Source organism: Streptomyces sp. NPDC101490 (genome assembly GCF_044767145.1).
Classification (GTDB): Bacteria; Actinomycetota; Actinomycetes; order Streptomycetales; family Streptomycetaceae; genus Streptomyces.
Genome location: NZ_JBIWNI010000003.1, coordinates 725596 through 752191, shown reverse-complemented (window position 1 = coordinate 752191; position 26596 = coordinate 725596). Strand labels below are relative to the sequence as shown.

Sequence of the window (26596 nt, the reverse complement as noted above, 5' to 3'; positions counted from 1 at the left end):
CGGAGACCGAACGGCCGACGGCGGAGACCGAACGAACCGACGGCGGACACACGGCGGGGCCGCACCGCCGCGGCGGCCCGGCCCCGCCGTACGGAGACCGTGGCTCAGTCGACCTCCGCCACCGCCTGCGCGAACTGCGCCGCGTACAGCCGGGCGTACGCCCCGCCGGACGTCAGCAGCTCCTCATGGGTGCCCTGCTCCACGATCGAACCGTTCTCCATCACCAGGATCACGTCCGCGTCCCGGATCGTGGAGAGCCGGTGCGCGATCACGAACGAGGTCCGCCCGTGCGCGAGGCGCGCCATCGCCTTCTGGATCAGGACCTCGGTCCGGGTGTCCACCGAACTCGTCGCCTCGTCGAGCACCAGGATCACCGGATCGGACAGGAACGCCCGCGCGATGGTGATCAGCTGCTTCTCACCCGCGCTGACGCCCGAGCCCTCGTCGTCGATGACCGTGTCGTACCCCTCGGGCAGGGTGCGGACGAACCGGTCGGCGTGCGCCGCCCGCGCCGCCTCCTCGATCTCCGCCCGGGTCACCTCGCGCGTCGCGCCGTACGCGATGTTCTCCGCGATGGTCCCGCCGAACAGCCAGGTGTCCTGGAGGACCATGCCGATCCCGGACCGCAGCCGCTCCCGGGTCATCCTCGCGATGTCCACCCCGTCGAGGGTGATCCGGCCGCCCGTCACCTCGTAGAACCGCATCAGCAGGTTCACCAGGGTCGTCTTGCCCGCACCCGTGGGACCGACGATCGCGACCGTCTGGCCCGGCTCCACACTCAGCGACAGGTCCTCGATGAGCGGCTTGTCGGCCTCGTAGCGGAAGGAGACCTCCTCCAGGGCCACCTTTCCCTTGAGGTCCACCGGGTTCTCGCTGGTCGGCGCGTCGGGCTCCTGCTCCTCCGCGTCGAGCAGCTCGAAGATCCGCTCGGCCGACGCGACGCCCGACTGCACCAGGTTCGCCATCGAGGCGACCTGCGTCAGCGGCATCGAGAACTGGCGCGAGTACTGGATGAAGGCCTGCACGTCACCGATGGAGAGCGTGCCGCTCGCCACCCGCAGACCACCGACCACGGCCACCAGGACGTAGTTGATGTTCGAGACGAAGAACATCACCGGCTGCATCACACCGCTGTTGAACTGGGCCTTGAACCCCGCCTCGTACAGGGCCTCGTTCTGCTCGCGGAAGTCCCTCGCGGACTCCTCCTGCCGCCCGAAGACCTTCACCAGCGTGTGCCCGCTGTACATCTCCTCCACGTGCGCGTTGAGCGTGCCCGTGGACTTCCACTGCTGGACGAAGTGCGGCTGCGAACGCTTGCCGATCCTCGCCGCGACGAACACCGACACCGGCACCGTCACCAGCGCCACCAGGGCGAGCAGCGGCGAGATCCAGAACATCATCGCGAGCACGCCGACGATGGTCAGCAGCGAGTTGACCAGCTGCCCCATCGACTGCTGGAGCGTCTGCGAGATGTTGTCTATGTCGTTGGTCGCCCGGGACAGGACCTCACCGCGCTGAGCCTTGTCGAAGTACGACAGCGGAAGCCGCGACAGCTTCGCCTGGACGTCCTCCCGCATCCGGTAGACCGTCCGGTTGATCACCTTGATCGACATACGGGTGGAGACCAGCATCAGCAGACCCGCCGCCACGTACACGCCGAGGACCACGAGCAGCACCGTGCCGACGGCAGAGAAATCGATCCCCCGCCCCGGGGTGAAGTCCACCCCGGACAGCATGTCCGCCATACCGGAGTCGCCCGCGGCCCGCAGCCGCTGGATCGCCTCCGTCTTCGTGCCGCCCTCGATCTGCCGCCCGATCACACCCGCGAAGACGAGGTCGGTCGCCTTGCCGAGGATCTTCGGACCGACCACCGAGGCCGCCACCGACAGCACACCCGCGACCAGCATCACCCAGAGCGCGCCGCGCTCGGGCGCGAGCTGCCGCAGCAGCCGCTTGCCCGACCCCTTGAAGTCCATCGACCGCTGGTCGGGGCCGCCACCGGCCATCATGCGTCCGCCAGGACCGGCCATCAGGCTGCCTCCGCCTCGGTGAGCTGGGAGAGCACGATCTCCCGGTACGTCTCGTTGTCCGCCATCAGCTCCCGGTGCCGCCCGGTGCCGACGACCCGGCCCTCGTCGAGGACGACGATCCGGTCGGCGTCACGGATGGTGGAGACCCGCTGGGCGACGATCACCACCGTCGAGTCGGCGGTCTCCTCGGACAGCGCGGCCCGCAGCAGGGCGTCCGTCTCGTAGTCCAGCGCCGAGAACGAGTCGTCGAACAGATAGATCTCCGGCCGCTGCACCAGGGTCCGCGCGATGGCGAGGCGCTGGCGCTGCCCGCCGGAGACGTTCGTGCCGCCCTGGGCGATCGGGGCGTCCAGGCCGTGCTCCAGCTTCCGGACGAAGTCGGCCGCCTGGGCCACACCGAGGGCGTGCCACAGTTCCTCGTCGGTGGCGTCGGGCTTGCCGTAGCGCAGGTTCGTGGCGACCGTGCCGGAGAAGAGGTAGGGCTTCTGCGGGACGAGCCCGACCGTCCTCGCCATCAGTACGGGGTCGAGGGTGCGCACGTCGACGCCGTCGACCAGGACCTGGCCGCCGGTGGCGTCGAAGAGCCGGGGGACGAGCCCGAGGAGGGTGGACTTGCCGCTGCCGGTGGAGCCGATGATCGCGGTGGTCTCACCGGGCCGCGCGACGAGCTCGACGTCCTTGAGGACGGACTCCTCCGCACCGGGGTAACGGAAGTCCGCGCCCCGCACCTCCAGATGGCCGCGCCGGTCGAGCACGGTCACCGGCTCCGCCGGGGGCACCACGCTGGACTCGGTGGACAGGACCTCCTCGACGCGCTCCGCGCAGACCTCCGCGCGCGGCACCATCATGAACATGAAGGTGGCCATCATGACCGCCATCACGATCTGCATCAGATAGGCGAGGAACGCGGTCAGCGCGCCGATCTGCATCCCGCCGCTGTCGATGCGGTGCGCCCCGAACCAGACGACGGCCACGCTGGAGATGTTCACGACGGTCATCACCGTCGGGAACATCAGCGCCATCAGCCGGCCGGTCGCCATCGACACGTCGGTCAGCTCGGCGTTGGCGCCGCGGAACCGGTCCGCCTCGTACCCGTCCTTCACGAACGCGCGGATCACCCGGTTGCCGGTGATCTGCTCGCGCAGCACCCGGTTCACCGTGTCGAGACGCGTCTGCATGGTCCGGAACAGCGGACGCATCCGCCGCACGATCAGCGACACGGAGATCCCGAGCACCGGCACCACCGCGAGCAGCACGCCCGACAGCGGCACGTCCTGCCCGAGGGCCATCACGACACCGCCGACACACATGATGGGTGCGGAGACCATCAGGGTGAACGCCATCAGGACCAGCATCTGGATCTGCTGCACGTCATTGGTCGTACGGGTGATCAGCGAGGGAGCGCCGAAGTGCCCCAGCTCCCGCGCCGAGAACGACTGCACCCGGTCGAAGACCGCGCCGCGCACGTCCCGGCCCAGGGCGGCGGCGGTCCGCGCGCCGTAGTACACGGCTCCGATGTTGCAGACGACCTGGACGACGGAGACGCCGATCATCAGGGCGCCGAACCGCAGGATGTAGCCGGAGTCCCCGGAGACGACGCCGTTGTCGATGATGTCCGCGTTCAGGGTGGGCAGGTAGAGGCTCGCGCAGGTCTGCAGGAACTGCAGCAGCACGAGCAGCGCGATCGGTTTTCGGTGGGGCCGAAGGTGGGTTCGGAGAAGTCTTATGAGCACGGCTCCTACTATCGCCCGCACCCCCGGGGCGTTACGACTCCGTTTCGGGGTGCGGGCGAGGCCCTGGGAAAGACTTTAGGAACCTTGACGAACCTTTACGAACCGAAGGCACCCGGGTGGATCTGGTCCCGGGTCGCCGCGTACTGCTGGCGCACGGCCCGGCCGACCGCCAGCTCCTCGCCGGGTTCGAGCACCTGGGCGGCGGCGCCCTGCCAGGCCGGGGGAGCGGACGGGGACAGGGTGCCCCGGGCGACCCCGAGGGCCCAGGCGGCCTGCCGGGCGGCACCGAGCGCCGCGTAGTCGGCCGGCTGGGGGACGACGACCTGCGCCCCGAACAGGGCGGGCGCGACGGCCTGCACCGCGTGGAGCGAGGCGGCGGCGCCGAGCAGGAAGACCCGCCGCACCTCGACGCCCCGCGCGCGCAGCACGTCCAGGGCGTCGGCGAGCGAGCAGAGCATCCCCTCGAACGCGGCCCGAGCCAGGTGCTCGGGCTTCATCGAGGCCCGCCGGAGGCCGCTGAGGGTGCCCGCGGTCCCGGGCAGGTCCGGGGTCCGCTCGCCCTCCAGATAGGGCAGCAGGACGAGCCCGGAGGCGCCCGGGGTGGACTTCAGGGCGAGCGCGGACAGCTCCTCCAGGGAGGCGAGGTCCAGCATCTCGGCGGTGCCGCGCAGCGCCCGTACCGCGTTGGAGGTGTGGACGACCGGCAGGTGCATGCCGGTGGCGTCGGCGAAGGAGGTGATCATGCCGCTGGGGTCGGCGAGGGCCTCGTGGTGGACGGCCATCACGGAGCCGGAGGCGCCGAGCGAGACGACCGCGTCGCCCGGTCCGAGCCCGAGCCCGAGGGCGGCGGCCATGGTCTCGCCGGTGCCCGCGGAGATGAGGAGGCCCTCGGGGGTGGTGCCGGCCGCGGCGGAGGGGCCGAGCACCTCGGGCAGCACGGCCCGGTGCCCGAGCGCCAGCTCGACCAGGTCGGGGCGCCAGGTGCCGGTGCGGGCCGACCAGTAGCCGGTGGCGGAGGCGGCGCCCCGGTCGGTGGTGCGGCGGGCGGGCCTCCCGAGGAGCTGCCAGACCAGCCAGTCGTGCGGCTGGAGGACCATCGCGATCCGGCGGGCCTGCTCGGGTTCGGTGCGAGCGAGCCAGCGGAGCTTGGCGACGGGCTGCCCGGAGGCGGGCACGGAGCCGACGGCCTCGGCCCAGGCCTGACGGCCGCCCAGCGAGTCGACGAGGTCGGCGGCGGCGACCTGGGCCCGCTTGTCGTTGCGCACGAGCGCGGGCCGGACGAGGCCGCCCTGCGCGTCGAGCGGTACGAGTCCGTGCTGCTGCGCGGAGACGCCGATGGCCTCCACGCCTTCGAGGAGCCCGCCGGTGGCGGCCTCCCCGAGCGAGAGCAGCCAGGTCTGCGGGTCGACGTCGACGGCCTTGGGTTCGCCCGGATGAGAGGCGTATCCCTGCCGCAGTACGGCACCCGTGTCCGTGTCACAGACGACGATGCGTGTGAACTCCGCTGAGCTGTCGAGTCCGGCGACTATCCCCATGCCCCCGATTCTGCCGCACGCGGGACGGTTCAGGTGTTGCTGGTGCCCCAGTCGTCGTCCTCGACCCTTCCGTTGCCCGCGCTCCGCTCGCGCAGGGCCTGGATGCGGACGGTCACGGAGGACGGCAGCCGGTCGCCGACCTTGTCGCCCACGACGTGCGCCGCCCTGCCCGCGGCCTGGCGGCCGGTCTGGGCGGCCGACTCGGCGGCGTTGCGCACCGCCGGGTTCTGTGTGAAGTCCCGCACGGACTTCTTCAACTGCTCGTACCGTTCGCGCCCGGCCCGCGTGCCGATCACGTAGCCGAGGCCGAGTCCCACGACGAACGTCAGCTTGTACCGCACGGCCACCATCCTTCCCTGAGCTTCCCTGATGTGTCCCCGGTGCCCGCGGCGATACCGATTGGCGGAGCACCCCCCTGCTTGCGCTAATGTATGTCTCGCAGCGAGCGAGCGCCCTCCCGGTTCAGCCGGACTGGGTACGATCGCTGCGACGCAGCAATCCCCTGTAGCTCAATTGGCAGAGCAGCCGGCTGTTAACCGGCAGGTTACTGGTTCGAGTCCAGTCGGGGGAGCGCGATCCCCTGTAGCTCAATTGGCAGAGCATTCGGCTGTTAACCGGAGGGTTGCTGGTTCGAGTCCAGCCGGGGGAGCGGAACGGAAGAGGACCCTTCGGGGTCCTTTTTCGCGTCTGCGGGAACCACGGGGACCGCCCCGGGGTCTTCATGGTCAGCAGAGCCGATCTTCCGGAGCAGGAGATCGTATGAGCGGCTATGCTGCGGCAGACGGCGCGCACACTTGTACGCGCGTCACCGTCGGGGGCGGTAGCTCAGCCGGTTAGAGCAGCGGACTCATAATCCGTCGGCCGTGGGTTCGAGTCCCACCCGCCCCACACAGAAGAAACGTCGTGACCAGGCACTTCATCGGTCAGACGTGAGCACGAAGGGCCTTGGCGGCCCGTCCTGGGCAGGAAATCACACCCGCTGGGACAGAGATTGGACGCGGGCCGCCCGACACGCCCGAACCCCTCGTTCGGCGGATCTCCGACTGTGGCCCGCGCCACTCGCCCCCCTGGGCCGACGCCCCGCCTCGGGACCACCGAAGTCCACCTCAAGGGCACCAAGAAGTGGGCCCACAGGTACTACGGCGTCGCAGGCACCACCATCGCGCCGCGCACCAACGAGACCGGCACGGAGAAGCTCCGCTTCCTCGCGTCCGACCACCACGGCACCGGCGGCCTCTCCCTCACCGCAGACACCGCCCAGCGACCGACCAAGCGCTGCGCCACCCCCTTCGGCAGCGCCCGCGGCACCACGAGCGGCACCTGGCCCGACGACAAGACCTTCCTGGGCAGGCCCACCGACACCGGAACCAACCTCACCCACATCGGCACCCGTGAATACGACCCCGGCCTGGGCCAGTTCATCAGCGTCGACCCGGCCGAGGGAGGTGAATATGTTGGAGGAACTGTCAGGAACCATGCAGGGGGAGCGGGTGGTGGCGGCCCATCCGTAAAAGAGATGGCGCAAGAGAGACGGTCGTTCTGGAGCGGGAGTATGTGGATCGTCAGGCTTGGCCGCTCGCCTGGGTTCCTGGAGACGGAGCAGACTCGCATGCGGAGTGGTCCGTACGTGAGTCGAACCTTGCTGAACGAGATAGGTGCGTCAGGCATCCTCTCGAATGCCTGGTCGCCAAGAGGATAAAGGGTTGGGCCGCAAGCGTTTCGAAGGCCGATGCTCCCCGTATGGAGTTGGGCAAGGATTTATATCGACATGTGCTGTGGCTGGCAAGGTTGACTGCAGAATTTGGCGAGGAGGGGGCGATTGCGTGGGCGGATACCTGTGGGACGTGTCTGCCGAAAGGGCAGCGTCCCGATCGTGACGGATCTGTATGATGATTCAAAAGGCAGGGAGATCGGTAAGGATGTCCTCCGGGGGGCGAATGCTGCGGAATTCCAGGGCGGGTCATTTTGTTCTGAGGCCAGGATCATGGCCGAGGCTGGGGCTTATGCGGAGTCAGGGGCTTTTGCGTAAGTCGAGATTTTCCACATGTGGATGAATGAGGGCTTCGAGTGACTGGAATTTCGCGGAGTACCCACTGGCTGCTGGTTGCATCGGGAGGGGTCACGGTCGCCGTGGTGGTCGCATTCCTCGTGGCTCTCGGTGGCGACGAGAGCGGCTCGAAGCTCGCTGCCACTGACGTGCGGGGCGTCTGGTCGGCCGACGGAGGCGGGCGACTGACGGTTCGAGCGGACGGTTCCGCGGAGCTGGAGCAGGTGCTGGAGCCGGAGACGGGTTGTGGGCAGGCCGTCGACAAGGTCAACCTCACATATACGGGTCCGGCGCGCTGGGTGTTCGACACCTACCCTGATGAACCCGATGGAGTCAGATTCGACTACATCGGGGCTGGTACGGGAAAGAAGTGCAGCGTCTACCTCTCCATCGTTGGCTCTGCCGAGTCAGGCGGTGCCAAGGGGTTTCTTCCGCACGACCCGGGTCCGTGGTATGAGCGGGATGTTCAAGGTTCGTGACTGACTACGGCAACAGATATACACCCTCGGGGTGCAGAGGTATTTCGTGTTCCTGCCCTGAATCGTGACGAGGCAGGTGCGGCCCATTTGAAGGTTCCGTGTATGCTCGCGGTGCGATAATGAGAAATGTCGGGTCAGGGTTGAACGCGGGGGGCTCTAAGGTGATCCGGGATGCGATATAGACGTACTGTGGCTTTCTTGCTCGGGCTGGGTCTGCTGGCTTCGGCGTGCTCGGTGTCGGCGTCGAGTGATTCAGGGTCATGTTCGACTGCTGAGGTGTCGGCGCAGTTGAAATCCAGGTACTCCCTAGGGGATCTGCCGCAAGTTTCTTCTTTTAGGTTCTGCGAGAAGGAAGACAAGGATGGCTTTGCGGCGAATATGTATTTCGTTGCAAAGCCGGACGACGGTGTGGCATATCTGGAATCTCTGGGGATGCGCTGGAAGGACTTCGTCCGGGCGTCGCCTAGGGATGTCACTCGGCTTTCGCAAGCTGAAGGGGAGGGCTGGAGGCTGAGGGATGGTGAAAACTATCTGACGAGTTCACGTTCCCGTGAATGGAATGGAGAGTGTCTGGTGGACTATCGGGCTTTTGTCCCGGAAGGCAAGTCCTGGAAGGGAGAGGTCTTCATCGGGGTGTACTGCGAGGAGTGATCCACGATCCGGTGGCCCCGGGCCCCGGGCCCCGGGCCCCGGGAGCCGGCGTCTGCTACTCCCACCCCGCCGTCTCCGGGTCGATTCCGTGCGCGTGGGCGCTCGCGTCGACGCACTGGCGGAACCAGGTCGCGAGGCCCGGGTGGACCGTGTCGTAGTGGGCGGTGAACGCCGGGTCGGTCTCGTAGTGGCGGGCCAGGCACACCTGCATCCGGCGGGTGAGGGGGAAGTACGCGGCGAAGACCTCGCGGTGCCGTTCGACCAGGTGGTTCGCCTCCGGGGAGTCCGGGGGCGTGCCCGCGGCCATCGCGTCGCCGAGGGCCCGGTCGAGGGCCGTGGTCGCCTCCGTGACCGTCCGCCATTCCTCCGGGCCCCGGGCTGCCGAGCGTTCGGCGTACTGCTGCCACTGGGCCGTGTCCCCGTAGCGGTCGCGGGCCTCGGCGGGCCAGTCCTGGTTCCAGGCCGGGCCGAAGACCTCGGTCTGCTGCTCGGCGGTCAGGAGGAGGCCGTGTTCGTGGGCCTCGATCATCCGGTCCAGTCCGGCGCCGAGCAGCTGGAGCCGTTCGATCCGTTCGGTGATCCGGGCGCGCTGGGTTCGCAGCGATCCGGGCACGTCCTCGGCCGGGTCGTCGAGGACGGTCCGGATGTCGTCCAGGCCGAGGCCCAGTTCGCGGTAGACCACGACGCGGTGGAGGCGCTCCCGGTCGGTGGGGGTGTAGAGGCGGTATCCGGCGGCCGTGCGCAGCGACGGCCGGGCCAGGCCGGTCTCGTCCCAGTGGTGCAGCGCGCGGACGGTCACGCCGAGCCGCGCCGCCACCTGGCCGACGGTCAGGCCGTCGCGGTCGCCGTCGCCGTCGGCTCCAGTGGTGGCGTCGGGGGCATCAGGCATGTCCGCCATTGTCGTCGCCGGTGGCGTCGGCCGGTGGGACGATCCCCATGGCCGCCAGGTTCCGGGCCTCCTGGCCGGCCGGGTCGAAGGGCTTCGCCGCCGTCAGGACGATCCGCGCGTTCTCCGGGGTGATCACCTCGATGTCACGGGTGTTCCAGGGGGTGTCCCGGGGGCCTTCGACCGAGCCCGGGCGCAGGGTGCGGCAGGCCGCGGCGAGCGGGTCGATCTGGCTGAGCACGCACGCGAAGCTCAGGCTCGTCGCCGGGGGCCGGTCCGGAGCGCTCTCCGCCGCGAGGAGGAGCACGTCCTGGAACGCCCACCGGCGCAGGTGCACCAGCGTGCCGGGCAGGGTGAACAGTTCGAAGAAGCCGAGCCCCCGGGTCCAGAAGTCCACGGAGGCGGCCAGGTCGGCGGTGGGGACGGTCGCGAAGGCGGGCATGCCGTAGATCCCCCGGAACGGCTCCGGCGGGACCGCGTCGGGGCCGGGGACGGGCACGGGGCTCATGTCGAACGCGGGGTAGTGGTCGTCGCTCATGAGCCCCACCCTTGGGCCTCACGCGGCGTGAGGGTCAAGCCCGGGAAGGCCGCTGCCGGGCCGCCCCGGGAGTCCCTTCACTGGGCGGCCCCCCGCCCCGTGGGCACCGGCGTCCGGGGCGGCCCCCCGGGCCCCCGGGCCCCCGCCCCCCGGCGTCGCCTCAGTACGTGAGGATTCCCGGGTCCGTCGTGCCCGGGGTGCCCGTCTCCACGTGGCCCGCGAGGCGGCGGAGGTAGTCCGGGGATGCCGGGGACGTGACGGTCACGTCGTACCAGCGGGACGAGGAGGTCAGTGGGACGGTGTGGGTGACCGTCCCGCCCTGGGGGACCCGCAGGGTCCACTGGGCGTTCGCGTAGGTGTGGGTGACGGTCACGGTCGTGGCCGGGCCGGTGTGGGTGAAGGTCAGTCCGAGGTCGCCGGTGGCGTCGTGGCGGGCGGTGACCTCGGGGACAGCGGTCTTCCCTGGGGAGCGGAAGCGGCGGAGGAAGCCGTTGGGGCCGTGGACGGTGAGGTCGGTGAGGCCCTTGGAGTACGTGGTGTTCCAGGTGTCCGTGATCGTCCGGCCCGCCTCCGTCGTGTACGTCCAGGGGGCGTCCGTGCGGTTCGCCGAGGTCACGTGGAACTGCGCGCCCGCCGAGGGACCGCCGGAGAAGGTGAGGCGGTAGGTGCCGGCCGTGGTGTCGGCGGCGCCGTCGGCGTACGGCGCGTACTTCAGGGGGCGGGTCCGCTTGGCGCCGCGCTCCTGGCGGGGCATGGTCCCGGTCGCGGGGGCGGTGGCGAGGAAGTCGGGGTGCCGGTTCCGGTCCGGCGGGCGGTAGCCGGCGGTCGGCGGCAGGGCCGCCGCCGAGGTGTCCGAACGCGTGAAGTCGAAGGCCGAGGTCAGATCGCCGCAGACGGTCCGCCGCCAGGGTGAGATCTGGGGCTCGCGGACCCCGAAGCGCTGCTCGACGAAGCGGATGACCGAGGTGTGGTCGAAGGTCTCGGAGCAGGTGTAGCCGCCGGTGGACCAGGGGGAGACGACGATCATCGGGACGCGCGGGCCGAGGCCGTACGGTCCGGCGGTGTAACCGGTCTTCCCGGGGAAGTGGTCGAGCCCGGTGGCCACGGTGGACAGGCCCTGGGCGGCGGAGCCGGGGACGTACGGCGGGACGACGTGGTCGAAGAAGCCGTCGTTCTCGTCGTACGTGAGGAAGAGCGCCGTCCTGGCCCACACGTCCGGGTCGGAGGTGAGCGCGTCCAGGACCTGCGCGATGTACCAGGCGCCGTAGTTCGAGGGCCAGTTGGCGTGCTCGGAGAAGGCCTCGGGGGCGGCTATCCAGGAGACGCGGGGCAGCTTTCCGCCCTGGACGTCGGCCCGCAGCCGGTCGAAGAAGCCCTCGCCCGCCTTGGCGTTCGTGCCGGTGCGGGCCTTCTCGTACAGCGGGTCGCCGGGCCGGGCGTTGCGGTAACTGTTGAAGTAGAGGAGCGAGTTGTCGCCGTAGTTGCCCCGGTGGGCGTCGTCGATCCAGCCCCAGGAACCGGCCGCGTCCAGGCCGTCGCCGATGTCCTGGTAGACCTTCCAGGAGATCCCGGCCGCTTCCAGCCGCTCGGGGTACGTCTTCCAGCCGTAGCCCGCCTCGGCGTTGTCGAGGACCGGGCCGCCGCCCGTCCCGTCGTTGCCGGTGTGACCGCTCCACAGGTAGTAGCGGTTCGGGTCGGTCGAGCCGATGAACGAGCAGTGGTAGGCGTCGCAGATGGTGAACGCGTCCGCGAGGGCGTAGTGGAAGGGGATGTCCTCGCGGGTGAGGTACGCCATCGTCGCCGGGGTCTTGGCGGGTATCCACTGGTCGTAGCGGCCCTTGTTGAAGGCCTTCTGGCCGCCCGCCCAGTCGTGGTTGAGGCCCTGGAGGAACTCCATGCCGAGGCGGTCGCTCGGGGGACGGAAGGGGAGGGTGACCTTCTTGCCGTCGGACTGGTGCCAGACCGGGTTCCCGCTCGGCAGGGTGACCGGCCGGGGGTCACCGAAGCCGCGTACGCCCTTCAGCGCGCCGAAGTAGTGGTCGAAGGACCGGTTCTCCTGCATCAGGACGACGATGTGCTCGACGTCCTGGATCGTGCCGGTGGAGCCCTGCGCCGGGATCGCAGCGGCCCGCGCGATGCTCTCCGACAGGAGAGTGAAAGCGGCTGTTCCGCCCGCGAGTTGAAGGAAGCGGCGGCGGTCGAGCTCGGCCATGGGGGGACTCCTCCGGAGGGGGTACGGGTGCGGGGCGGGGTGCGCGCGCGACGGCCGGGCGGCTGCCCGGCGGGCGACCCAAGGACAGCGCCCCCGGACCACTGCCCGGCGGCCGTCCCGTGACTGCCCGCGGTACGGCGGACGAACCCCTCGTGCCCGTGCCCCCTCCGGGGGAGGGTCACTCGACGACGAGCTCGACCGCGATGTTGCCCCGGGTCGCCTTCGAGTACGGGCAGAAGGCGTGGGTCTTCTCCAGGAGGGCGCGGCCCGCCTCGCCCTGGAGGTGCTCGGGGAACTCGGCGCGCATCACGACGGCGAGGCCGAAGCCGCCGTCGGCGGGGTCCTTGCCGATCGTGACCTCCGCGGTGACCGAGGCGTCGGTGACGTCGATCTTCTCCTGGCGGGCGATCAGCTGCATGGCGCTGGCGAAACAGGCCGCGTATCCGGCGGCGAAGAGCTGCTCGGGGTTGGTGCCCCGGCCATCGCCCCCGAGCGCCTGGGGGTGGGCGAGGGCGAGGTCGATGTGGCCGTCGGAGCTGACGGCGCGGCCCTCGCGGCCGTTGGCGGTGGCGACGGCGGTGTAGATGGCGTCCATGGTTCTCGTCCTGTCCTCGGGAGGTTCGGAAGATCCGGAAGGTTGTGCGGCGGTGACCCTCCGGTGCGGTGACCCGTCCGCGCGGTGACCTCACCCGCGGTGGCCCTCTGTCGTGCCCGCCCTCTATTGATAGCGCACTATTTAGTTGTGCACAACTCAATCGCGTGTGAAGGGTCTCGCGTATCCTGAGGGCATGGAGACGCCCGCCACGGTCCCGGACGAGGACTTCCTCCGGCTCGACCACCAGATCTGCTTCTCGCTGCACGCGGCCACCCGCGCCTTCAACGGCGTCTACCGCGACGCCCTCAAGGACCTCGGGCTCACCTACCCCCAGTACCTCGTCATGCTGGTCCTCTGGGAGCACGGCGAACTGCCCGTGAAGGGCATCGGCGAACGCCTCCGCCTCGACTCCGGCACCCTGTCACCGCTGCTCAAGCGGCTGGAGGCGGCCGGACACGTCGAGCGCCGCCGCAGCCCCGAGGACGAGCGGTCCGTCACCGTGCGCCCCACCGCCGAGGGCGCCGCCCTCAAGGAGCGGGCCCTCAGTGTCCCCCGCCGCATCGCGGCGGCCACCGGTCTGCGCCTCGAAGAGGTCCGTGACCTGCGCGACCGCCTCGACACCCTGACCGCCCGGCTCGACCGGCTCGATCACCCCGCCCCGGACGGACCCGCCCCCTGCGCCTCGGACGGCTGACCGGACCGCCGCCGCGCACCCGCCGGTGCGACGGACGCGCGCGCGTGGTTCAGCCCGAGCAGCACGCAGACGTCCGTGAGCAGCGGCACGTGATACGCCAGGGGCCTCGGACCGGCCTGGTCGGGACGTGAGACGAACCCCCCGTCGGGGAGCTGCCGGTCCAGGAGGTGGCGCACCGCCCTCTCCGTGGCACCCGCCGCCGACGGCAGCGCGGGCGTCCTGGCCACCCCGATCAGCGCGTACGCGGTGCTGATCGGGTCGCTCGGGTCGCTCGGCACGTGCCCCCAGCCGCCGTCGGCGTTCTGGGTGTCCACGAGCCGCGCCACCGCCCGCGTCCGGGCCCGCGCGACCCCGGCGAGCGCCGGGTGGCCCGGCGCGGCGGCCAGGAAGGAGTCGTACGCGAGGACCGCGCGGAACAGGGCGTTGCTCTCGTTGAGGCTCCAGCTCCGCTCGAAGGGCCCGGTCGTCTCCTGGCGGTCCGCGACGAACCGGACCGCGTCCGCCACCACCCGCCGGTACGCGGGTTCGGGAGCCAGCGCGTTCACCGCGGCGGCCGTCATCGCCACCTCCGACGCGGTCCCCGGCTCGAAGGTGGGGAAGCCGCCGTCCCCGCCGTGCCGCGCCAGCAGGTACCGCTCGCCCGCCACCACCTCCGCACCGCACCGCTCCGGGGCCGTCGCCCGCAGGAACTCCACGCAGTACGAGGTGTCGTCCACGTCGCTCTGGGTGACGCCCCGCTCGAACCCCCAGCCCCCGTCACGGTTCTGATGAGACGTCAGTGCGGACGCGAGGGCCCGGAGGGTGGCCTCGGGCGCCCCCGCCCCGGCCAGGGCGAGCCCGCCGGTCGCCGTCGCGAAGACGTCCATGCCGGTGATGAACGGCAGCCCGCCGTCCGCGCGCAGCTCCCTCCGCAGGTCCCGCGCCCGCGCCCGTACCGCCGTCGCGTACCGGGACCGGTGCCGCAGCGCGAGCAGGGCGAGCATCCGGGCGAGATGGTTGCCGTACGGGGGAGGGCCCGGCAGCGCGGAGGGCGCGAGCGCCCGCCAGTCGTCCTCGGTGACGAGCCGGGGCGAACCGGTGCCGAAGGCGTGCAGGACCTTCAGCGCGGCCATCTCCGTGATCAGCCAGTGCTGCTGGCCGCGCGCCTCGAAGACCGAACCGGGGGAGGGGAGTTCGGGGAAGGGGTGGGCGCCCAGCTCGGCCAGGACGGTCTGGAACATCAGGCGCTTGCGCCCGGCGGTGAAGTGGTCGAAACCGCCGAGCAGCCGGTTCAGCGCGGCCGGCCCGTCCACGTACTCGCCCATCGCCGCACGGGCCGCCGCCTCCTGCAACGGATCCGGCGGGCCCTCGTCCAGAGCGGTCTTGAGCCGACGGGTCAGGCGCTCCTGGGCGTCCGGGTCGGTCCCGGTCACGGTGAGCAGCCGCAGCGCGAGCGCCGATTCCAGGAGGCGGCTGTCGCAGGGGGCGTGGAGCAGCCCGTCGGCTCCCGCCGCCGCCGTCAGGCGTCCGGCGAGCCGGGCCCGCGCGCGGTCGAGACGGCCGTCCGCGGCCACCGTCCCCGACCGGGTCCCGGGGACGGCGAGGGATGCCCCCGCCAAGGGCGGCGCGCAGTGCGTCATGTGCGGGTGTCCTTCATGTGCGGGTGTTCTTCGTGGGGGTGTGTTCTGTGTGGGTGTGCTTCGGGGGGCTTTGTGTGGGGGCGCTTCGTGGGTGGGGAGGGAGGGGTGGTGCTCGGGGTGGATGGGGTGCGAGGGGTGGGGCGGGGGTCGCTGGGCACGGGGGATGTGGCTGCTGCGGTCGTGGTGTGGGGGGCGGGCGTGGCCGGTCTGCCGTGGGGGCGGGGTGGCCGGTGAGGTCCGTGGGTCTTTCGCCCGGAGGGGGTGAGGGGCCGGTCAGAGGGGGAAGAGGCGTCTCACCGCGTCCGCCCCGGCCGGGACCAGGGGCGTGTAGCCGCCCGTGGCGATCGTGAGCGGGGCGACGAAACCGCACCAGGCGACCTCCTCCGGAGCGGGCCGGGGAGGCCGGTCGGCCACCCAGCGGTGGACCGTCAGGAAGCAGGCGCCGTGCGGGTCGTCCACGCGTACCCGGTACGCCTCCGTGAGGCCGTCCACCGGCTCCCAGCCCAGCTCCTCCCGCAACTCCCGCAGGGCCGCCGCCCGGTATCCCTCGCCGCTCCGCACCGCCCCGCCGACCAGTACGTCGTAGTGGTCCGGGTAGGCCTCGGCCGTGGGCATCCGGCGGTAGAGGAGGACCCGGCCCGCGCGGTCGGTGCAGACGGTGGCCGCGTACCGGCGGAGCAGTCCGGGAGGCTGGGCGGTCCTGCGGCCCTGGGCGACGACCCGGTCCCCGGGGTCCACGTAGTCGATCCACTCATGGGCGTGCGCGTTCACGTCCGCGCACGCACGCGCGGGTGCGGCGGGCCCGCGAGGCGCGGGCCGCTGCCGGACACCGGGACGCCCGGCGGTGCCGTCGTCCCGGAGGTGGCCCCCTCCGGGAGTGCTCCGGGCGGCGACCCCCTCCCGCGCGTGGCGAACCGCGCGACCGGGCAGGTGTGCGGGCCGCAGCCGAACGGCGGGTGCGCGCCGGCGTCCTGCGTGCCACGGCCCTGCGCGCCGGCGTCCTGTGTGTCAGGGCCCCGCGCGCCACGGCCCCGCGCGCCACCGGCCGGACCCGTCGGATCACCCTCCAGGACCCAACTCATCACGCTTCGCAGTCGCATGATGACGTATCGTAGTGCCCTGTGCGATCTTCAGATCCCTTCCGGGCTTCGGTGCCCCGGTGTCCGCAGTGGAAGAAGGGGCCGCCCGGTGAGCCCCAAGTGGCCTGAAGGGAAAGACTGTTCGGGGGGCGGAGGGCCCCTCGCCCCCGGTGCCTGGCCGCTGCTCGGCCACCTCCCGTACCTCGTCACCCGCCCCCTGGACTTCCTCGGCTCGCTCCCCGCGCACGGGGACGTCGTACGGGTCCGCATGGGCCCCCGTACCGTCCATGTCGTCAGCGAACCCGCGCTCGTCCGCCGGGTCCTCACCGACCACCGGGGCTTCGACCGGGACGGCGTCCTCTACGACAAGGTCCGCGCCGTGCTCGGCAACGGACTCGCCACCTGCCCCCACGCCGAACACCTCTGGCAGCGCAGGACCCTCCAACCCGCCTTCCACCACCGGCTCATGGACCGCCACACCGCCGTCATGGCCGCCGAGATCCGGGCCCTCACCGACCGCTGGCGGCCCGGCACGGTCGTGGACGTCACCGAGGAGGCGTTCCGGCTCACCACCGCCGTCACCCTGCGCGCCCTGTTCTCCGCCGGGCTCGCCCCCGCCGCCGCCGAGGAACTGCGCGCCGCCCTCGACGTCCTGCTGCGCGCCGTCTACACCCGGGTCGTCGCCCCCGCCGTCGACCTGGTGCCCTCCCCGACCCGCCGCCGCTACCGCCGCGCCCTCGCCGTCTGGCACGCGGGCGTCGGCGCTCTCGTCGCCGCCCACCGGGCGGCCGGGACCGACCGCGACGACGCCCTCTCGCTGCTCCTCGCCGCCCGCGACGACCGGGGTCGGCCGCTCTCGGACGGTGAACTCGGCGACCAGGCCGCCACCTTGGTCCTGGCCGGTGCGGAGACCACCTCCTCGGTCGTCGCCTGGGGCCTGCGGCTCCTCGCGGACCATCCCGGGCCCCGCGCCCGGCTGCACGCGGAGGCCGACGCGGTGCTCGACGGCCGTCCGCCCACCGGGGCCGATCTGCCCCGGCTGCCGTACGCCGGTGACGTCGTCCGTGAGGTGCTGCGGCTCTACCCGCCCGCCTGGGCCGTCGCCCGGACCGCCGTCCGCCCGGTGGAACTCGGCCCCGGAGTCACCGTCCCGGCCGGTGGAACGGTCCTGTGCTGTCTGTACCTCGTCCACCGGCGGCCCGATCCGCACCGTGACCCGGCGCGCTTCGACCCGGACCGGTGGAGCGCGGGCGAGGTGCCGCGCGAGGCCTTCCTGCCGTTCGGGGCCGGCGCCACCAAATGCCTCGGCGAGGCCTTCGGTACGGCCGAGGCCACCCTCGCGCTCGCCGCCGTCGCCGCCCGCTGGCGGCTGACCCCGGTCTCCTCGCGCCCGCCCCGGCCGGTCCCGCGCCTCGTGCTCTCCCCGGGCCCCCAGCGGATGCTGCTCACCGCCAGGACGGGGAAGCCCGAGGGGGAGCCGGAGCGGGAGGGGCGGCCCGCCGGATAGCGGTACGTGGGCCGTCGGCCCGTGCGGCCGGGCTCGTACGGCTGGGTCCGTACAGCCGGGCTAGGCAAGGATGGCTCGTGCGATCCGGGCGCCGACGCTCGGATCGCGGCACGTCAGGGCCCCGCGTTCATCAAAACGTAAGGATCAAAATCGCAGGACGCCCCTATACTCGCCCCATGTCCGAGTTCACTGTCCGGCGTGCCACCGCCGAGGATGCCCCGAGGCTCACCCGGCTCGTCCGGACCTCCGGCGCCTATCGCGGAGACTACGCCCCGATGGTCGAGGGGTACCAGGTCGGCGGCACCTACATCGAGCACCACCGCGTCTTCGTCGCCGTCGACGCGGACGGCAGGGTCGTCGGCTTCTACGCGCTGCTCGTCGAGGAGGCCGAGCTCGACCTCGCGTTCGTCGCCGACAGCGCCCAGGGCCTCGGCGTCGGACGGCTCCTGATGGAGCACATGACCGAACAGGCCGGGGCCGCCGGGCTCCGTACCGTACGGGTCGTCGCGCACCCGCCCGCCGAGGAGTTCTACCTGCGCACCGGAGCCGTCCGCACCGGAACCGTACGCCCCACCGGACACATCTACTGGGAGCGCCCCGAGCTCCGGTACGACATCGCGTGACCGCCACCCAGCCGCCCCCGGGACCCGGCTCCCGGCCGGAGGGGCCCGCCCCGGAACCGGTGGACCTCGGCCGCCGCAGGCTCCTCGCGGACCTCACCCCGCTGCGGACCTCCCCCGACTTCCGCAGGCTCTGGTTCGGCGGCGCCGCCTCCTGGGTCGGCCAGGGGATGACCACGCTCGCCATCTCCCTCCAGGTCTACGACATCACCCGCTCGACCTTCTCCGTCGGGCTCGTCGGGCTGTTCTCACTGGTCCCGCTCGTCGTCTTCGGGCTGTACGGCGGGGCGGTCGCCGACACTGTCGACCGCCGCAAGCTCGGCCTCCACAGCGCCTGCGGCTCCGCCGTCCTGTCGATCACGCTCGCCGCCGCCGCGTTCGCCGGATTCCACCACGTCTGGTTCCTGTACGGGATCGTCGCCCTCCAGGCCGTCTGCGCCGCGCTCAGCGCACCCGCCCGCTCCTCGATGATCCCCCGGCTGCTGCCGCCCGAACAGCTGCGCGCCGCCAACGCGCTGAACTCGATGGTCACCACCTTCGGCACCCTCGTCGGGCCCAGCCTCGGCGGCCTGATCGTCGGCCTCGCCGGGTACCAGACCGCGTACCTCATCGACGCCTTCGCCTTCACCGCGAGCCTGTACGCGATGTGGCGGCTGCCGTCGATGCTCCCCGAATGGACCGGCGGCAAACGGGCCTCCGTCCTCGACGGGCTGCGCTTCCTCGCCACCCGCCCCAACCTGCGCATGACGTTCTTCTCCGACTTCTGCGCGATGATCCTCGCCCACCCCCGCGCCCTGTTTCCGGCCATCGCCGTCCTCTGGTACGGCGGGGACGCCAGGACCGCCGGACTCCTCGTGGCCGCGCCCGCGTTCGGCGCGCTGCTCGGCGGGGTCCTCTCCGGCTGGCAGGGCCGCATCCGCCACCACGGGCAGGCGATCCTGATCGCCGTCGCCTGCTGGGGCACCGCCATCGCCGTCTTCGGGCTCACCCGGAACCTGTGGCTGGGGCTGCTGTTCCTCGCCGTCGCGGGCTACTCCGACACCGTCTCGATGATCTTCCGGAACACGATGATGCAGGTCGCGGCGCCGGACGAGATGCGCGGCAGACTCCAGGGCGTGTTCATCGTGGTCGTCGCGGGAGGGCCCCGGCTCGGGGACTTCCTCGCGGGCTCCGTCGCCGGTCTGACCTCGCCCGCCGTGGCGGTCACGGGCGGCGGGATCGCCTGCGTCCTTGCCGTCGGCGCCCTCTCCCTGTACGCGCGCGGCTTCCGCCGGTACGACGCGCTCGACCCGACTCCCTGAGGAGCCGGAGCGGTCACGACGCGCCCGGCCCGACTCCCTGAGGGGCCGGACCGGTCACGGCGTGCCCGGCCCGGCCCTGTGAGGCGTTCGGCGGAGTGGAACGAGACCCGGCCCGGTTCCGGTGCCGACGCGCCCGAACGGTCCGCCTCCACATGGCGGTTGACCGCCACGGCACATAACCGCCAAGGGCGACAGGCGTCAACTCCCGCCCCAGCGGCCAAGACTCCTCGCGGCACCCGGAAACACCCCCGACCCCGGGTCCGCGAGGAGTTCGAACGATGACGTCGAGGTCCACACCCTTCGGCAGAGGCAGGGTCGCCCTGCTCGCCGCGGGCGTCTCCCTCGTGATGCTCTCGGCCGGGCAGACCGCCGCCGCCGGGACCACCGCCCCCTCCGTACCGGACACCTTCAAGAAGGCGGCGGCGAGCAGCGCCACCGTCACCCTCGTCACCGGCGACCGCGTCACCCTCACCGAACTCGGCGACGGGCGGCGGACCGTCACCGTCGACCGGGCCGCGGGCGCCACCGGCGCGATACGCAGCCGGATCACCGACGGCCGGGTCACCGTCGTCCCCGACGAGGCCCGCCCCCACCTGGCCTCCGGTGCGCTCGACCCGCGTCTCTTCGACGTGACCGGCCTCGTCGAGCAGGGCATCACGGGCGATCTGCCGCTGATCGTCACGTACGGCAAGGGCGCCCGGACCGCCGCCGCCCCGCGCGGCACCGAGACCGTCCGTCCGCTGCCCAGCGTCGGCGGCGCCGCCGTCACCGTCACCGACCCCGCCGCCTTCTGGGACGCCTTCACCGCCACCGGGGCGGCACGGACCGCCGCCGCCCCCGGCAAGGTGTGGCTGGACGGCCGGGTCGAGGCCGCCATGGCCGATTCCAACGCCCAGATCGGCACCCCGAGGGCCTGGGAGGCCGGGCTCACCGGCAAGGGCGTCAAGGTCGCCGTCCTCGACACGGGCGCCGACCTCACCCACCCCGACCTGACCGGCCGGATTGCCGAGTCGAAGTCCTTCATCGAGGGCCAGGAGGTCGCCGACCGCGACGGACACGGCACCCACGTCACCTCCACCGTCGGGGGCAGCGGCGCCGGTTCCGACGGCAGGGAGAAGGGCGTCGCCCCCGGCGCCGTCCTCGCCGTCGGCAAGGTCCTCAGCGACGAGGGCTCCGGCACCGAGTCCCAGATCATCGCGGGCATGGAGTGGGCCGCGAAGGACATCGACGCGAAGATCGTCTCGATGAGCCTGGGCTCCCGGGAGCCCAGCGACGGCACCGACCCGATGGCTCAGGCGGTCGACACCCTCAGCGCCGAGACCGGCGCCCTCTTCGTGATCGCGGCGGGGAACTCCGGCGCACCCGGCTCCATCGGCTCGCCGGGCGCCGCCGACTCCGCGCTGACCGTCGGCGCCGTCGACTCCGCCGACGAGGCCGCGTACTTCACCAGCCAGGGCCCCCGCTACGGCGACCAGGCACTCAAGCCCGATCTGTCGGCGCCCGGCGTCGGCATCCTCGCGGCCCGCTCCCAACTCGCCCCCGGCGATGGCCTCTACACCGCCATGAGCGGCACGTCGATGGCCACCCCGCACATCGCGGGCGTCGCCGCCCTGCTCGCCGAGAAGCACCCCGACTGGACCGGCGCCCGCCTCAAGGACGCGCTGATGTCCTCCTCGAAGACCCTCGACGCCTCCCCGTACGCGCTCGGCGCCGGACGCGTCGACGTGCCCGCCGCGATCTCCGCCGCCGTCACCGCGACCGGCTCCGCCGACCTCGGCTTCGTCTCCTGGCCGTATGAGGAGAACAAGCCGGTCACCCGGACCGTCACCTACACCAACTCCGGTGACGGGCCCGTCGTCCTCGACCTCGCCGTGGAGGGAATGCCCGCCGGGACCGCCACCCTCGCCGACACCGCCCTCACCGTCCCCGCAGGGGGCACCGCGAGCACCACCGTCACCGGCGACGGGACGAAGGCGCCCGTGGGCCAGTCCACCGGCCGGATCACCGCCACCGTCTCCGGCACACCGGTCGCGCACACGGCCCTCGGCCTCGTCAAGGAGGAGGAGCGCCACACCCTGACCGTCCACGTGAAGGACCGCGACGGCGCCCCCGCCGCCGCCTCCCTCGCCGTCCAGCACCTCACCGAGGGCGTCGACCCCTTCCCCGCCCAGGTCGGCGAGTCCGGCACCCTCAAGCTGCGGCTGAAGCCCGGCACGTACGCCGTCGACACCTTCCTCGACGTCCGCGGCTCCCACGGCGCGGACTCCCTCGGCCTCGGTTTCCTCACCGACCCGGAGATCACCCTCGACCGCGACCGCGAGATCACCCTCGACGGCCGGGGGCTGCGCGAGATCCGCGCCGAGGTCGGCCGGCGGACCGAGACCCGGCAGCTCCTCATGGAGTTCGACCGGAAGGCGAACGGCGCCGCCTTCGGCGGAGCCGTCCAGGTCCCGGCCACCTACGACTCGGTGTTCGCCGCGCCCACCCGCAGGCCCGCCACCGGCACCTTCGAGTACCGGACCGTCTGGCGCCTCGGCAAGCCGCTCCTGGAGGCGGGCGTCGACGGCACCCGGCTCTCCGACGCCACCCCGCAGGCCGGAACCACCCTCCTGGAGGGCGACCACCGCCTCGGACTCGTCGACGCGGGCACCGGCACCCCCGCCGAGTACACCGGCAGGAACGTCACCGGCAAGGCCGTCCTCGTCCGCCTCACCGGAGGCGCCGACCCGACACGGCTCGCCCAGACCGCGCAGGACGCGGGCGCCAGGGCCCTGTTCGTCACCGACGACCGGCCCGGCCGCCTCATGAAGTGGTTCGGCACCGACGGCTACGAGGAGCGCCCGCTGTCCGTCGCCACCGTCAACACCGCCGACGCCCGGCGGCTCGCCGCGGCGGCCGCCCGGGGCAAGCGCGTCGAACTCACCGGAACCCGCTTCACCCCGTACACCTACGACCTCTCCGAGGGACACCCCGGCGCCATCGGGAAGGACCTCGTCTTCCGGCCCGGCCGTGACGAACTGGCCACCGTCGACTCCACGTTCCACATGCCGACCAGGCGGAAGGAACTGGGCGGCGAGTTCCGCTACTCGATCACCGAGGCCTTCCCGATCGGCTTCGGGTTCAAGGAGTACGTCTCCTTCCCGGCCCGGCGCACCGAGTACGTCTCCACCGGCACCGGCCAGCGCTGGCACGAGTCCGTCGACCTCGGCGACTCCCTCGAACAGCGCGGCGGCACCCCGTCCTACCGGGGCGGCAGCCGGGTGGACCTCGACTGGTTCGGCCCCGTCTGGCACCCCTGGCTGGGCACCGGCCTCGGCTGGGGCCAGGAGCGCAGCGGCAACGACCTGCGGTTCAACACCCCCGGCTGGGGCGACTCCGGCACCGACCACACCGGCTTCGGCAACGTGTGGGGCGACGACACCATGAGCCAGTACACCGAGGTGTACGTCGACGGCGTCCGCGTCGACCGCAGGATGAGCTCCGGCGCCTACGCGTGGGACGCGCCCGCCGAGGAGGCCACGTACAAGGTGGTCACCGAGACCAAGCTCGACGAGGAGCGCTGGCGGCTCGCCACCCAGGGCCGCAGCGAGTGGACCTTCCGGTCCGCCGAGACCCCGCAGGGCCGCACCACCCGGCTGCCGATGCTCAACCTCGGCTTCGACGTCGACACCGACCTGAACGGGGACGTCCGCGCCGGACGGACCCTCCCCGTCGGGATCTTCGCCGAGTACGTGGAGGGCGCCACCGGCACCGGCACCATCGGCGGCGGCACCCTGGAGGTCTCCTACGACGAGGGCACGACCTGGAAGAAGGTCACCCTGAGGAAGTCCCGGCACGGCGCCGCCTGGAACGGCGAACTGCGCGTACCGTCCGGCGCGGCCTCCGTCTCGCTGCGGGCCGGGGCGAGCGACGACCGGGGCGGCTCGGTGAAGCAGGAACTGCTCCGCGCGGTCGGCGTGAAGTAGCGCCACCGCGCACCGGGTCCGGGCCGGGCCCCTCCGTCGTGACGGGACGGAGGGGCCCGGCTCTCCCGTGCGCGACACGGGATACGGCGAATGGGGGAGTTCCGGGCTCAACCCGCCCCGGGAAGAGCCTTCTTCAGGATCTTGCCCATGTCGTTGCGGGGGAGCGCGTCGAGGTGGCGCACCACCCGGGGCCGCTTGTGCGGGGCGAGCGACTCCGCCACATGGGCGGCGAGTTCCGCGTCCGTCGGCGGGCTCCCGGGGTCCACCGGCACCACCCAGGCCACGATCCGCTCGCCCAGGTCCGGGTCGGGCTCGCCGGTGACGGCCGCCTCCCGGACCCCGGGGTGGTCGAGCAGCGCGTTCTCGATCTCCCCCGCCCCGATCTTGTAGCCGCCGCTCTTGATCAGGTCGGTCGCCCTCCGGCCCACCAGCCGCACCGCGCCGTCCGGGTCCCGTACCGCCATGTCGCCGGTGCGGAACCAGTCCCCGTCGAAGGCCGCCGCCGTCGCCTCCGGCCGCCCGAGGTACCCGGAGAACAGGTTCGGGCCGCGCACCTGCACCTCGCCGACGGTCTCCCCGTCGTACGCCCCGAGCACCGAACCGTCGTCGTCGACCAGCCGCAGCCCCACGCCCGCGAGCGGCACCCCGACCGTCCCCGGGCGCGGCCCGCTGTCCGGCAGGACGCTGGTGTTCATCAGCGTCTCCGTCATCCCGTACCGCTCCACGACGGTCCGGCCCGTCGCCGCCGTGATCCGCTCGTGGTCGTGGACCGGCAGCGCCGCCGAACCGGAGACCAGCAGCCGGGCCCCCGCCAGCGCCCCGGCCAGCGCCGGGTCCCCGGCGAGCGCGTCCGCGAGCCGGTGGTACATGGTCGGTACGCCGAACAGCATCGTGCCGCCCCCGGCGCCCAGTTCCCGGGTCACGCCCTCCACGGAGAACGCGCCCAGGTGCCGCAGCTCACCGCCGCGCCGCAGCGGGCCGAGCACCCCGAGGACGAGACCGTGGACGTGGAACAGCGGCAGCGCGTGCACGAGGACGTCGTCGGCCGTCCAGGACCAGGCCCCGGCGAGGGCGTCGAGGGACGCGGCGACGGCCCGGCGGGACAGCACCACGCCCTTCGGGGGCCCGGTGGTGCCCGAGGTGTAGACGACGAGGGCGGGCACCTCGGGATCGTCCGGCTCGGCGGGCAGGAGAACGGGACCGGGACCGGTCCGTACGGCATCGGGAACGGTCCGTACGGGACCGGCCCCGGCGGGTGCGAGGTCCACGTCGATCCGGGGCACCCCGTCGAGCCCGGCGGGCAGGGCGTCGGCGGGCCCGGCCAGTACGGCGGAGGGCGTGCTGTCCCCCAGGACGTGCGCCAGCTCCCGTTCACCGGTGCGCGGATTGAGCGGGACGGCGGGCACGCCCGCGAGCAGGGCCGCGACCACCGCGACCACGGTGTGCGCGCCGGAGGTCGCCCAGACCGCGACCCGCTCCGCTCCCGCGATCCGGTCCGCCAGGGCTCCGGCGGCCCGCGCGAGGCCCTCGTACGTCAGGGTGTCCGCGCCGCAGCGCACGGCGGTCCGGCCGGGATCGGCTCCGGCCGTCAGGGCAGGGAAGAACGCACTCACCGTTCGTACTCCTCGGTTCGTCGAGGGCGAAGGTCGCCGGAAGGCATTCTGCCGGGACCCGGCCGGGCGGCGAGTGGGGTGCGGTGGGCGGGGTGAGGTGGACGGGGTGCGGGGTGCGGTGGGCGGGGTGAGGCGGGGCGAGGTGGGCGCGCCCGGACTTCCCGGGCGCGCCCCCGCCCGGCCGCCGTGCTCCGGTCCGTCAGGCCCCGCCGGGCGTGGCCGCCGGTGTCTTCGGCGCGGGCGGCTGTTCCTCGCTCTCCGGGCGGATCCCGCGCATCCGCCCGTACGCGTACACACAGCCCGCGAGCGCCAGGTCGGACAGGAGCATGAAGCCGATCGAGTACGAGCCCTTGGCGCTGTAGATCGCGCCCATCACCAGGGGCGGCAGGAAGCCGCCGAGGCCGCCCATCGCGCCCACGATGCCCGTCACCGAGCCGACCTTGGCCTGCGGGGTGACCTGGGAGACCAGGGCGAAGACCGAACCGCTGGCCGTGCCGAGACCGGCCGCCATGATGAGCAGGGCGACCGTCCCGCCCGGGTTGAGCGGCGGATCGAAGGCCTGGACGATGGCGAGCAGCGCGACCGTGCCCAGCGCGACCGCCGTCACGAGCGCCGGGTGGACCCGGTCCGACAGCCAGCCGCCGATCGGCCGGAAGACCACGGTGACCAGCGCGAACCCGGCGGCCTTGGTGCCCGCGTCCGTCGGGTCCAGCTCGTACCAGGTCTTCAGGTACGTCGGCAGGTAGACGCCGAAGGCGACGATGCCGCCGAAGCCGATCGCGTACAGCGCCGACAGCTCCCACGTCACCCGCAGCCGCCCGGCCGCGCCGAGCCTGCTCGCCAGGGACGCGGTGGGCACCGGCCGGTCGGGCCGGTCCGTGATGAGGAACGTGGCGAGCACGGCGTACACCGCGAGCGCGACCGCCACCACGACGAACGGCAGGTTCTCGCCGTGCTTCGCGATCCTGGGCGTGAAGTAGCCGGAGAGCGCCACACCGCCCATGCCCATGCCGAACACCCCGAGCGCCAGACCGCGCTTGGCGGGCGGGAACCAGGAGTTGACCAGCGGGACGCCGATGGCGAACGTGGTGCCGCCGAGCCCCAGGAGGAAGCCGACGACCAGCATCAGGCCGTAGCTGTCCTTGACCACGATCAGCAGCAGCACCGGCACGATCGTCAGCGCCGACACCAGCGGGAACATCAGCTTGGCGCCGTACCGGTCGGTCAGCGCGCCCGCCGGGATCCGGCCGAGCGAGCCGACGAGGACGGGCACCGCCACCAGCAGCGACTGCTCGAAGGAGCTGAGCGAGAGCCGGTCGCCGTACCAGCTCGCCAGCGGCGCGATCAGGTCCCACGCCCAGAAGGTCAGTGCGAAGCCGATGGTGGCCATCACCAGATTGCGGTAGGCCGCGGCGGTCGGCGGCGCGGTGTCGGTGTCCACGCGACCAGTCAAGGCCGGGGGAGGGGCCGGGGCGCGCGGGGCTGCTCCGTA

The 26596-nt window shown here is 72.3% G+C and carries 20 protein-coding genes and 3 tRNA genes; 11 read left to right on the top strand and 12 right to left on the bottom strand.

The genetic code is table 11. The features are described from left to right. Positions 1 to 104: 104 nt before the first annotated feature. From ACIRQY_RS11050 to ACIRQY_RS11035, 4 genes are all read right to left on the bottom strand, one after another. A complete protein-coding gene (locus tag ACIRQY_RS11050; protein WP_351789214.1) occupies positions 105 to 2030 on the bottom strand; it encodes an ABC transporter ATP-binding protein in 1926 nt (641 codons plus the stop codon). Next, a complete protein-coding gene (locus tag ACIRQY_RS11045) occupies positions 2030 to 3763 on the bottom strand; it encodes an ABC transporter ATP-binding protein (RefSeq protein ID WP_351789212.1) in 1734 nt (577 codons plus the stop codon). The genes ACIRQY_RS11050 and ACIRQY_RS11045 overlap by 1 nt, the downstream gene beginning before the upstream one ends. Positions 3764 to 3858: 95 nt before the next feature. Then, on the bottom strand, positions 3859 to 5298 hold the full coding sequence (locus ACIRQY_RS11040) for an FGGY family carbohydrate kinase (protein WP_351789209.1): 1440 nt from the start codon (positions 5296 to 5298) through the stop codon (positions 3859 to 3861). A 29-nt stretch (positions 5299 to 5327) separates the two neighbouring features. Then, positions 5328 to 5639 carry a YtxH domain-containing protein gene (locus ACIRQY_RS11035; RefSeq protein ID WP_351789206.1) on the bottom strand — a complete coding sequence of 104 codons (312 nt, stop codon included), beginning with the start codon at positions 5637 to 5639 and terminating at the stop codon, positions 5328 to 5330. Positions 5640 to 5796: 157 nt separating this feature from the next. Between ACIRQY_RS11035 and ACIRQY_RS11030 the strand changes: the two genes are divergently transcribed. The 6 genes from ACIRQY_RS11030 (at position 5797) to ACIRQY_RS11005 (ending at position 8475) form a co-directional block, all read left to right on the top strand. Continuing rightward, a tRNA-Asn gene (locus ACIRQY_RS11030) sits at positions 5797 to 5869 on the top strand. A 5-nt stretch (positions 5870 to 5874) separates the two neighbouring features. Beyond that, positions 5875 to 5947: transfer RNA gene (locus tag ACIRQY_RS11025), tRNA-Asn, on the top strand. Between the two features lie 165 nt (positions 5948 to 6112). Continuing rightward, positions 6113 to 6186, top strand: a tRNA-Ile gene (locus ACIRQY_RS11020). A 157-nt stretch (positions 6187 to 6343) separates the two neighbouring features. Then, positions 6344 to 6997, top strand: a complete 654-nt coding sequence (locus ACIRQY_RS11015) for a hypothetical protein (protein ID WP_403923764.1) — start codon at positions 6344 to 6346, stop codon at positions 6995 to 6997. A 368-nt stretch (positions 6998 to 7365) separates the two neighbouring features. Beyond that, positions 7366 to 7824, top strand: coding sequence for a hypothetical protein (locus ACIRQY_RS11010; protein WP_403923761.1), 459 nt, complete (start codon positions 7366 to 7368; stop codon positions 7822 to 7824). 189 nt (positions 7825 to 8013) lie between these two features. After that, a complete protein-coding gene (locus ACIRQY_RS11005; RefSeq protein ID WP_403923758.1) occupies positions 8014 to 8475 on the top strand; it encodes a hypothetical protein in 462 nt (153 codons plus the stop codon). A 55-nt stretch (positions 8476 to 8530) separates the two neighbouring features. On the opposite strand, the gene ACIRQY_RS11000 is transcribed toward ACIRQY_RS11005, so the two are convergent. From ACIRQY_RS11000 to ACIRQY_RS10985, 4 genes are all read right to left on the bottom strand, one after another. After that, positions 8531 to 9364: a MerR family transcriptional regulator gene (locus ACIRQY_RS11000; RefSeq protein ID WP_403923755.1), complete on the bottom strand. Its 834-nt coding sequence runs from the start codon at positions 9362 to 9364 to the stop codon at positions 8531 to 8533. After that, positions 9357 to 9899 (bottom strand): VOC family protein, encoded by a 543-nt coding sequence (locus ACIRQY_RS10995; protein WP_403923752.1) that lies wholly within the window; start codon positions 9897 to 9899, stop codon positions 9357 to 9359. The genes ACIRQY_RS11000 and ACIRQY_RS10995 overlap by 8 nt, the downstream gene beginning before the upstream one ends. 160 nt (positions 9900 to 10059) lie before the next feature. Continuing rightward, complete coding sequence (locus ACIRQY_RS10990) at positions 10060 to 12111, bottom strand: phosphocholine-specific phospholipase C (protein ID WP_403923749.1); 2052 nt, start codon at positions 12109 to 12111, stop codon at positions 10060 to 10062. 178 nt (positions 12112 to 12289) lie between these two features. Continuing rightward, the gene (locus ACIRQY_RS10985; protein ID WP_351789189.1) at positions 12290 to 12706 is read right to left on the bottom strand and encodes an organic hydroperoxide resistance protein; all 417 of its coding nucleotides are present in this window, start codon (positions 12704 to 12706) and stop codon (positions 12290 to 12292) included. Between the two features lie 193 nt (positions 12707 to 12899). On the opposite strand from ACIRQY_RS10985, the gene ACIRQY_RS10980 reads away from it, so the two are divergent. After that, on the top strand, positions 12900 to 13400 hold the full coding sequence (locus tag ACIRQY_RS10980; RefSeq protein WP_403923745.1) for a MarR family winged helix-turn-helix transcriptional regulator: 501 nt from the start codon (positions 12900 to 12902) through the stop codon (positions 13398 to 13400). Here the strand turns inward: ACIRQY_RS10980 and ACIRQY_RS10975 are convergent. Further along, a complete protein-coding gene (locus tag ACIRQY_RS10975) occupies positions 13355 to 15019 on the bottom strand; it encodes a prenyltransferase/squalene oxidase repeat-containing protein (RefSeq protein WP_403923742.1) in 1665 nt (554 codons plus the stop codon). The genes ACIRQY_RS10980 and ACIRQY_RS10975 overlap by 46 nt on opposite strands. 273 nt (positions 15020 to 15292) lie before the next feature. Continuing rightward, positions 15293 to 15790, bottom strand: coding sequence for an NUDIX domain-containing protein (locus tag ACIRQY_RS10970; RefSeq protein WP_351789181.1), 498 nt, complete (start codon positions 15788 to 15790; stop codon positions 15293 to 15295). A gap of 417 nt (positions 15791 to 16207) precedes the next feature. On the opposite strand from ACIRQY_RS10970, the gene ACIRQY_RS10965 reads away from it, so the two are divergent. The 4 genes from ACIRQY_RS10965 (at position 16208) to ACIRQY_RS10950 (ending at position 23491) form a co-directional block, all read left to right on the top strand. Further along, a complete protein-coding gene (locus tag ACIRQY_RS10965; RefSeq protein ID WP_403923739.1) occupies positions 16208 to 17605 on the top strand; it encodes a cytochrome P450 in 1398 nt (465 codons plus the stop codon). 176 nt (positions 17606 to 17781) lie between these two features. Beyond that, entirely contained in the window at positions 17782 to 18228 is a 447-nt protein-coding gene (locus ACIRQY_RS10960) for a GNAT family N-acetyltransferase (RefSeq protein ID WP_403923737.1), read from the top strand. 59 nt (positions 18229 to 18287) lie between these two features. Then, the gene (locus ACIRQY_RS10955; protein WP_403923905.1) at positions 18288 to 19526 is read left to right on the top strand and encodes an MFS transporter; all 1239 of its coding nucleotides are present in this window, start codon (positions 18288 to 18290) and stop codon (positions 19524 to 19526) included. A gap of 278 nt (positions 19527 to 19804) precedes the next feature. After that, a complete protein-coding gene (locus ACIRQY_RS10950; protein WP_403923735.1) occupies positions 19805 to 23491 on the top strand; it encodes a S8 family serine peptidase in 3687 nt (1228 codons plus the stop codon). A gap of 107 nt (positions 23492 to 23598) precedes the next feature. On the opposite strand, the gene ACIRQY_RS10945 is transcribed toward ACIRQY_RS10950, so the two are convergent. Both ACIRQY_RS10945 and ACIRQY_RS10940 read right to left on the bottom strand, forming a co-directional pair. Beyond that, the gene (locus ACIRQY_RS10945) at positions 23599 to 25104 is read right to left on the bottom strand and encodes an AMP-binding protein (RefSeq protein WP_403923732.1); all 1506 of its coding nucleotides are present in this window, start codon (positions 25102 to 25104) and stop codon (positions 23599 to 23601) included. Positions 25105 to 25303: 199 nt separating this feature from the next. Next, complete coding sequence (locus ACIRQY_RS10940) at positions 25304 to 26494, bottom strand: MFS transporter (protein WP_403923902.1); 1191 nt, start codon at positions 26492 to 26494, stop codon at positions 25304 to 25306. Between the last annotated feature and the right edge of the window lie 102 nt (positions 26495 to 26596).

What these genes read in the sequence shown, in the direction of transcription:
- ACIRQY_RS11050 (WP_351789214.1), bottom strand. Translation starts at nt 2,030, where the DNA reads ATGGCCGGTCCTGGCGGACGCATGATGGCCGGTGGCGGCCCCGACCAG.
- ACIRQY_RS11040 (WP_351789209.1), bottom strand. Translation starts at nt 5,298, where the DNA reads ATGGGGATAGTCGCCGGACTCGACAGCTCAGCGGAGTTCACACGCATC.
- ACIRQY_RS11000 (WP_403923755.1), bottom strand. Translation starts at nt 9,364, where the DNA reads ATGCCTGATGCCCCCGACGCCACCACTGGAGCCGACGGCGACGGCGAC.
- ACIRQY_RS10995 (WP_403923752.1), bottom strand. Translation starts at nt 9,899, where the DNA reads ATGAGCGACGACCACTACCCCGCGTTCGACATGAGCCCCGTGCCCGTC.
- ACIRQY_RS10990 (WP_403923749.1), bottom strand. Translation starts at nt 12,111, where the DNA reads ATGGCCGAGCTCGACCGCCGCCGCTTCCTTCAACTCGCGGGCGGAACA.
- ACIRQY_RS10985 (WP_351789189.1), bottom strand. Translation starts at nt 12,706, where the DNA reads ATGGACGCCATCTACACCGCCGTCGCCACCGCCAACGGCCGCGAGGGC.
- ACIRQY_RS10980 (WP_403923745.1), top strand. Translation starts at nt 12,900, where the DNA reads ATGGAGACGCCCGCCACGGTCCCGGACGAGGACTTCCTCCGGCTCGAC.
- ACIRQY_RS10975 (WP_403923742.1), bottom strand. Translation starts at nt 15,019, where the DNA reads ATGACGCACTGCGCGCCGCCCTTGGCGGGGGCATCCCTCGCCGTCCCC.
- ACIRQY_RS10960 (WP_403923737.1), top strand. Translation starts at nt 17,782, where the DNA reads ATGTCCGAGTTCACTGTCCGGCGTGCCACCGCCGAGGATGCCCCGAGG.
- ACIRQY_RS10950 (WP_403923735.1), top strand. Translation starts at nt 19,805, where the DNA reads ATGACGTCGAGGTCCACACCCTTCGGCAGAGGCAGGGTCGCCCTGCTC.
- ACIRQY_RS10940 (WP_403923902.1), bottom strand. Translation starts at nt 26,494, where the DNA reads ATGGCCACCATCGGCTTCGCACTGACCTTCTGGGCGTGGGACCTGATC.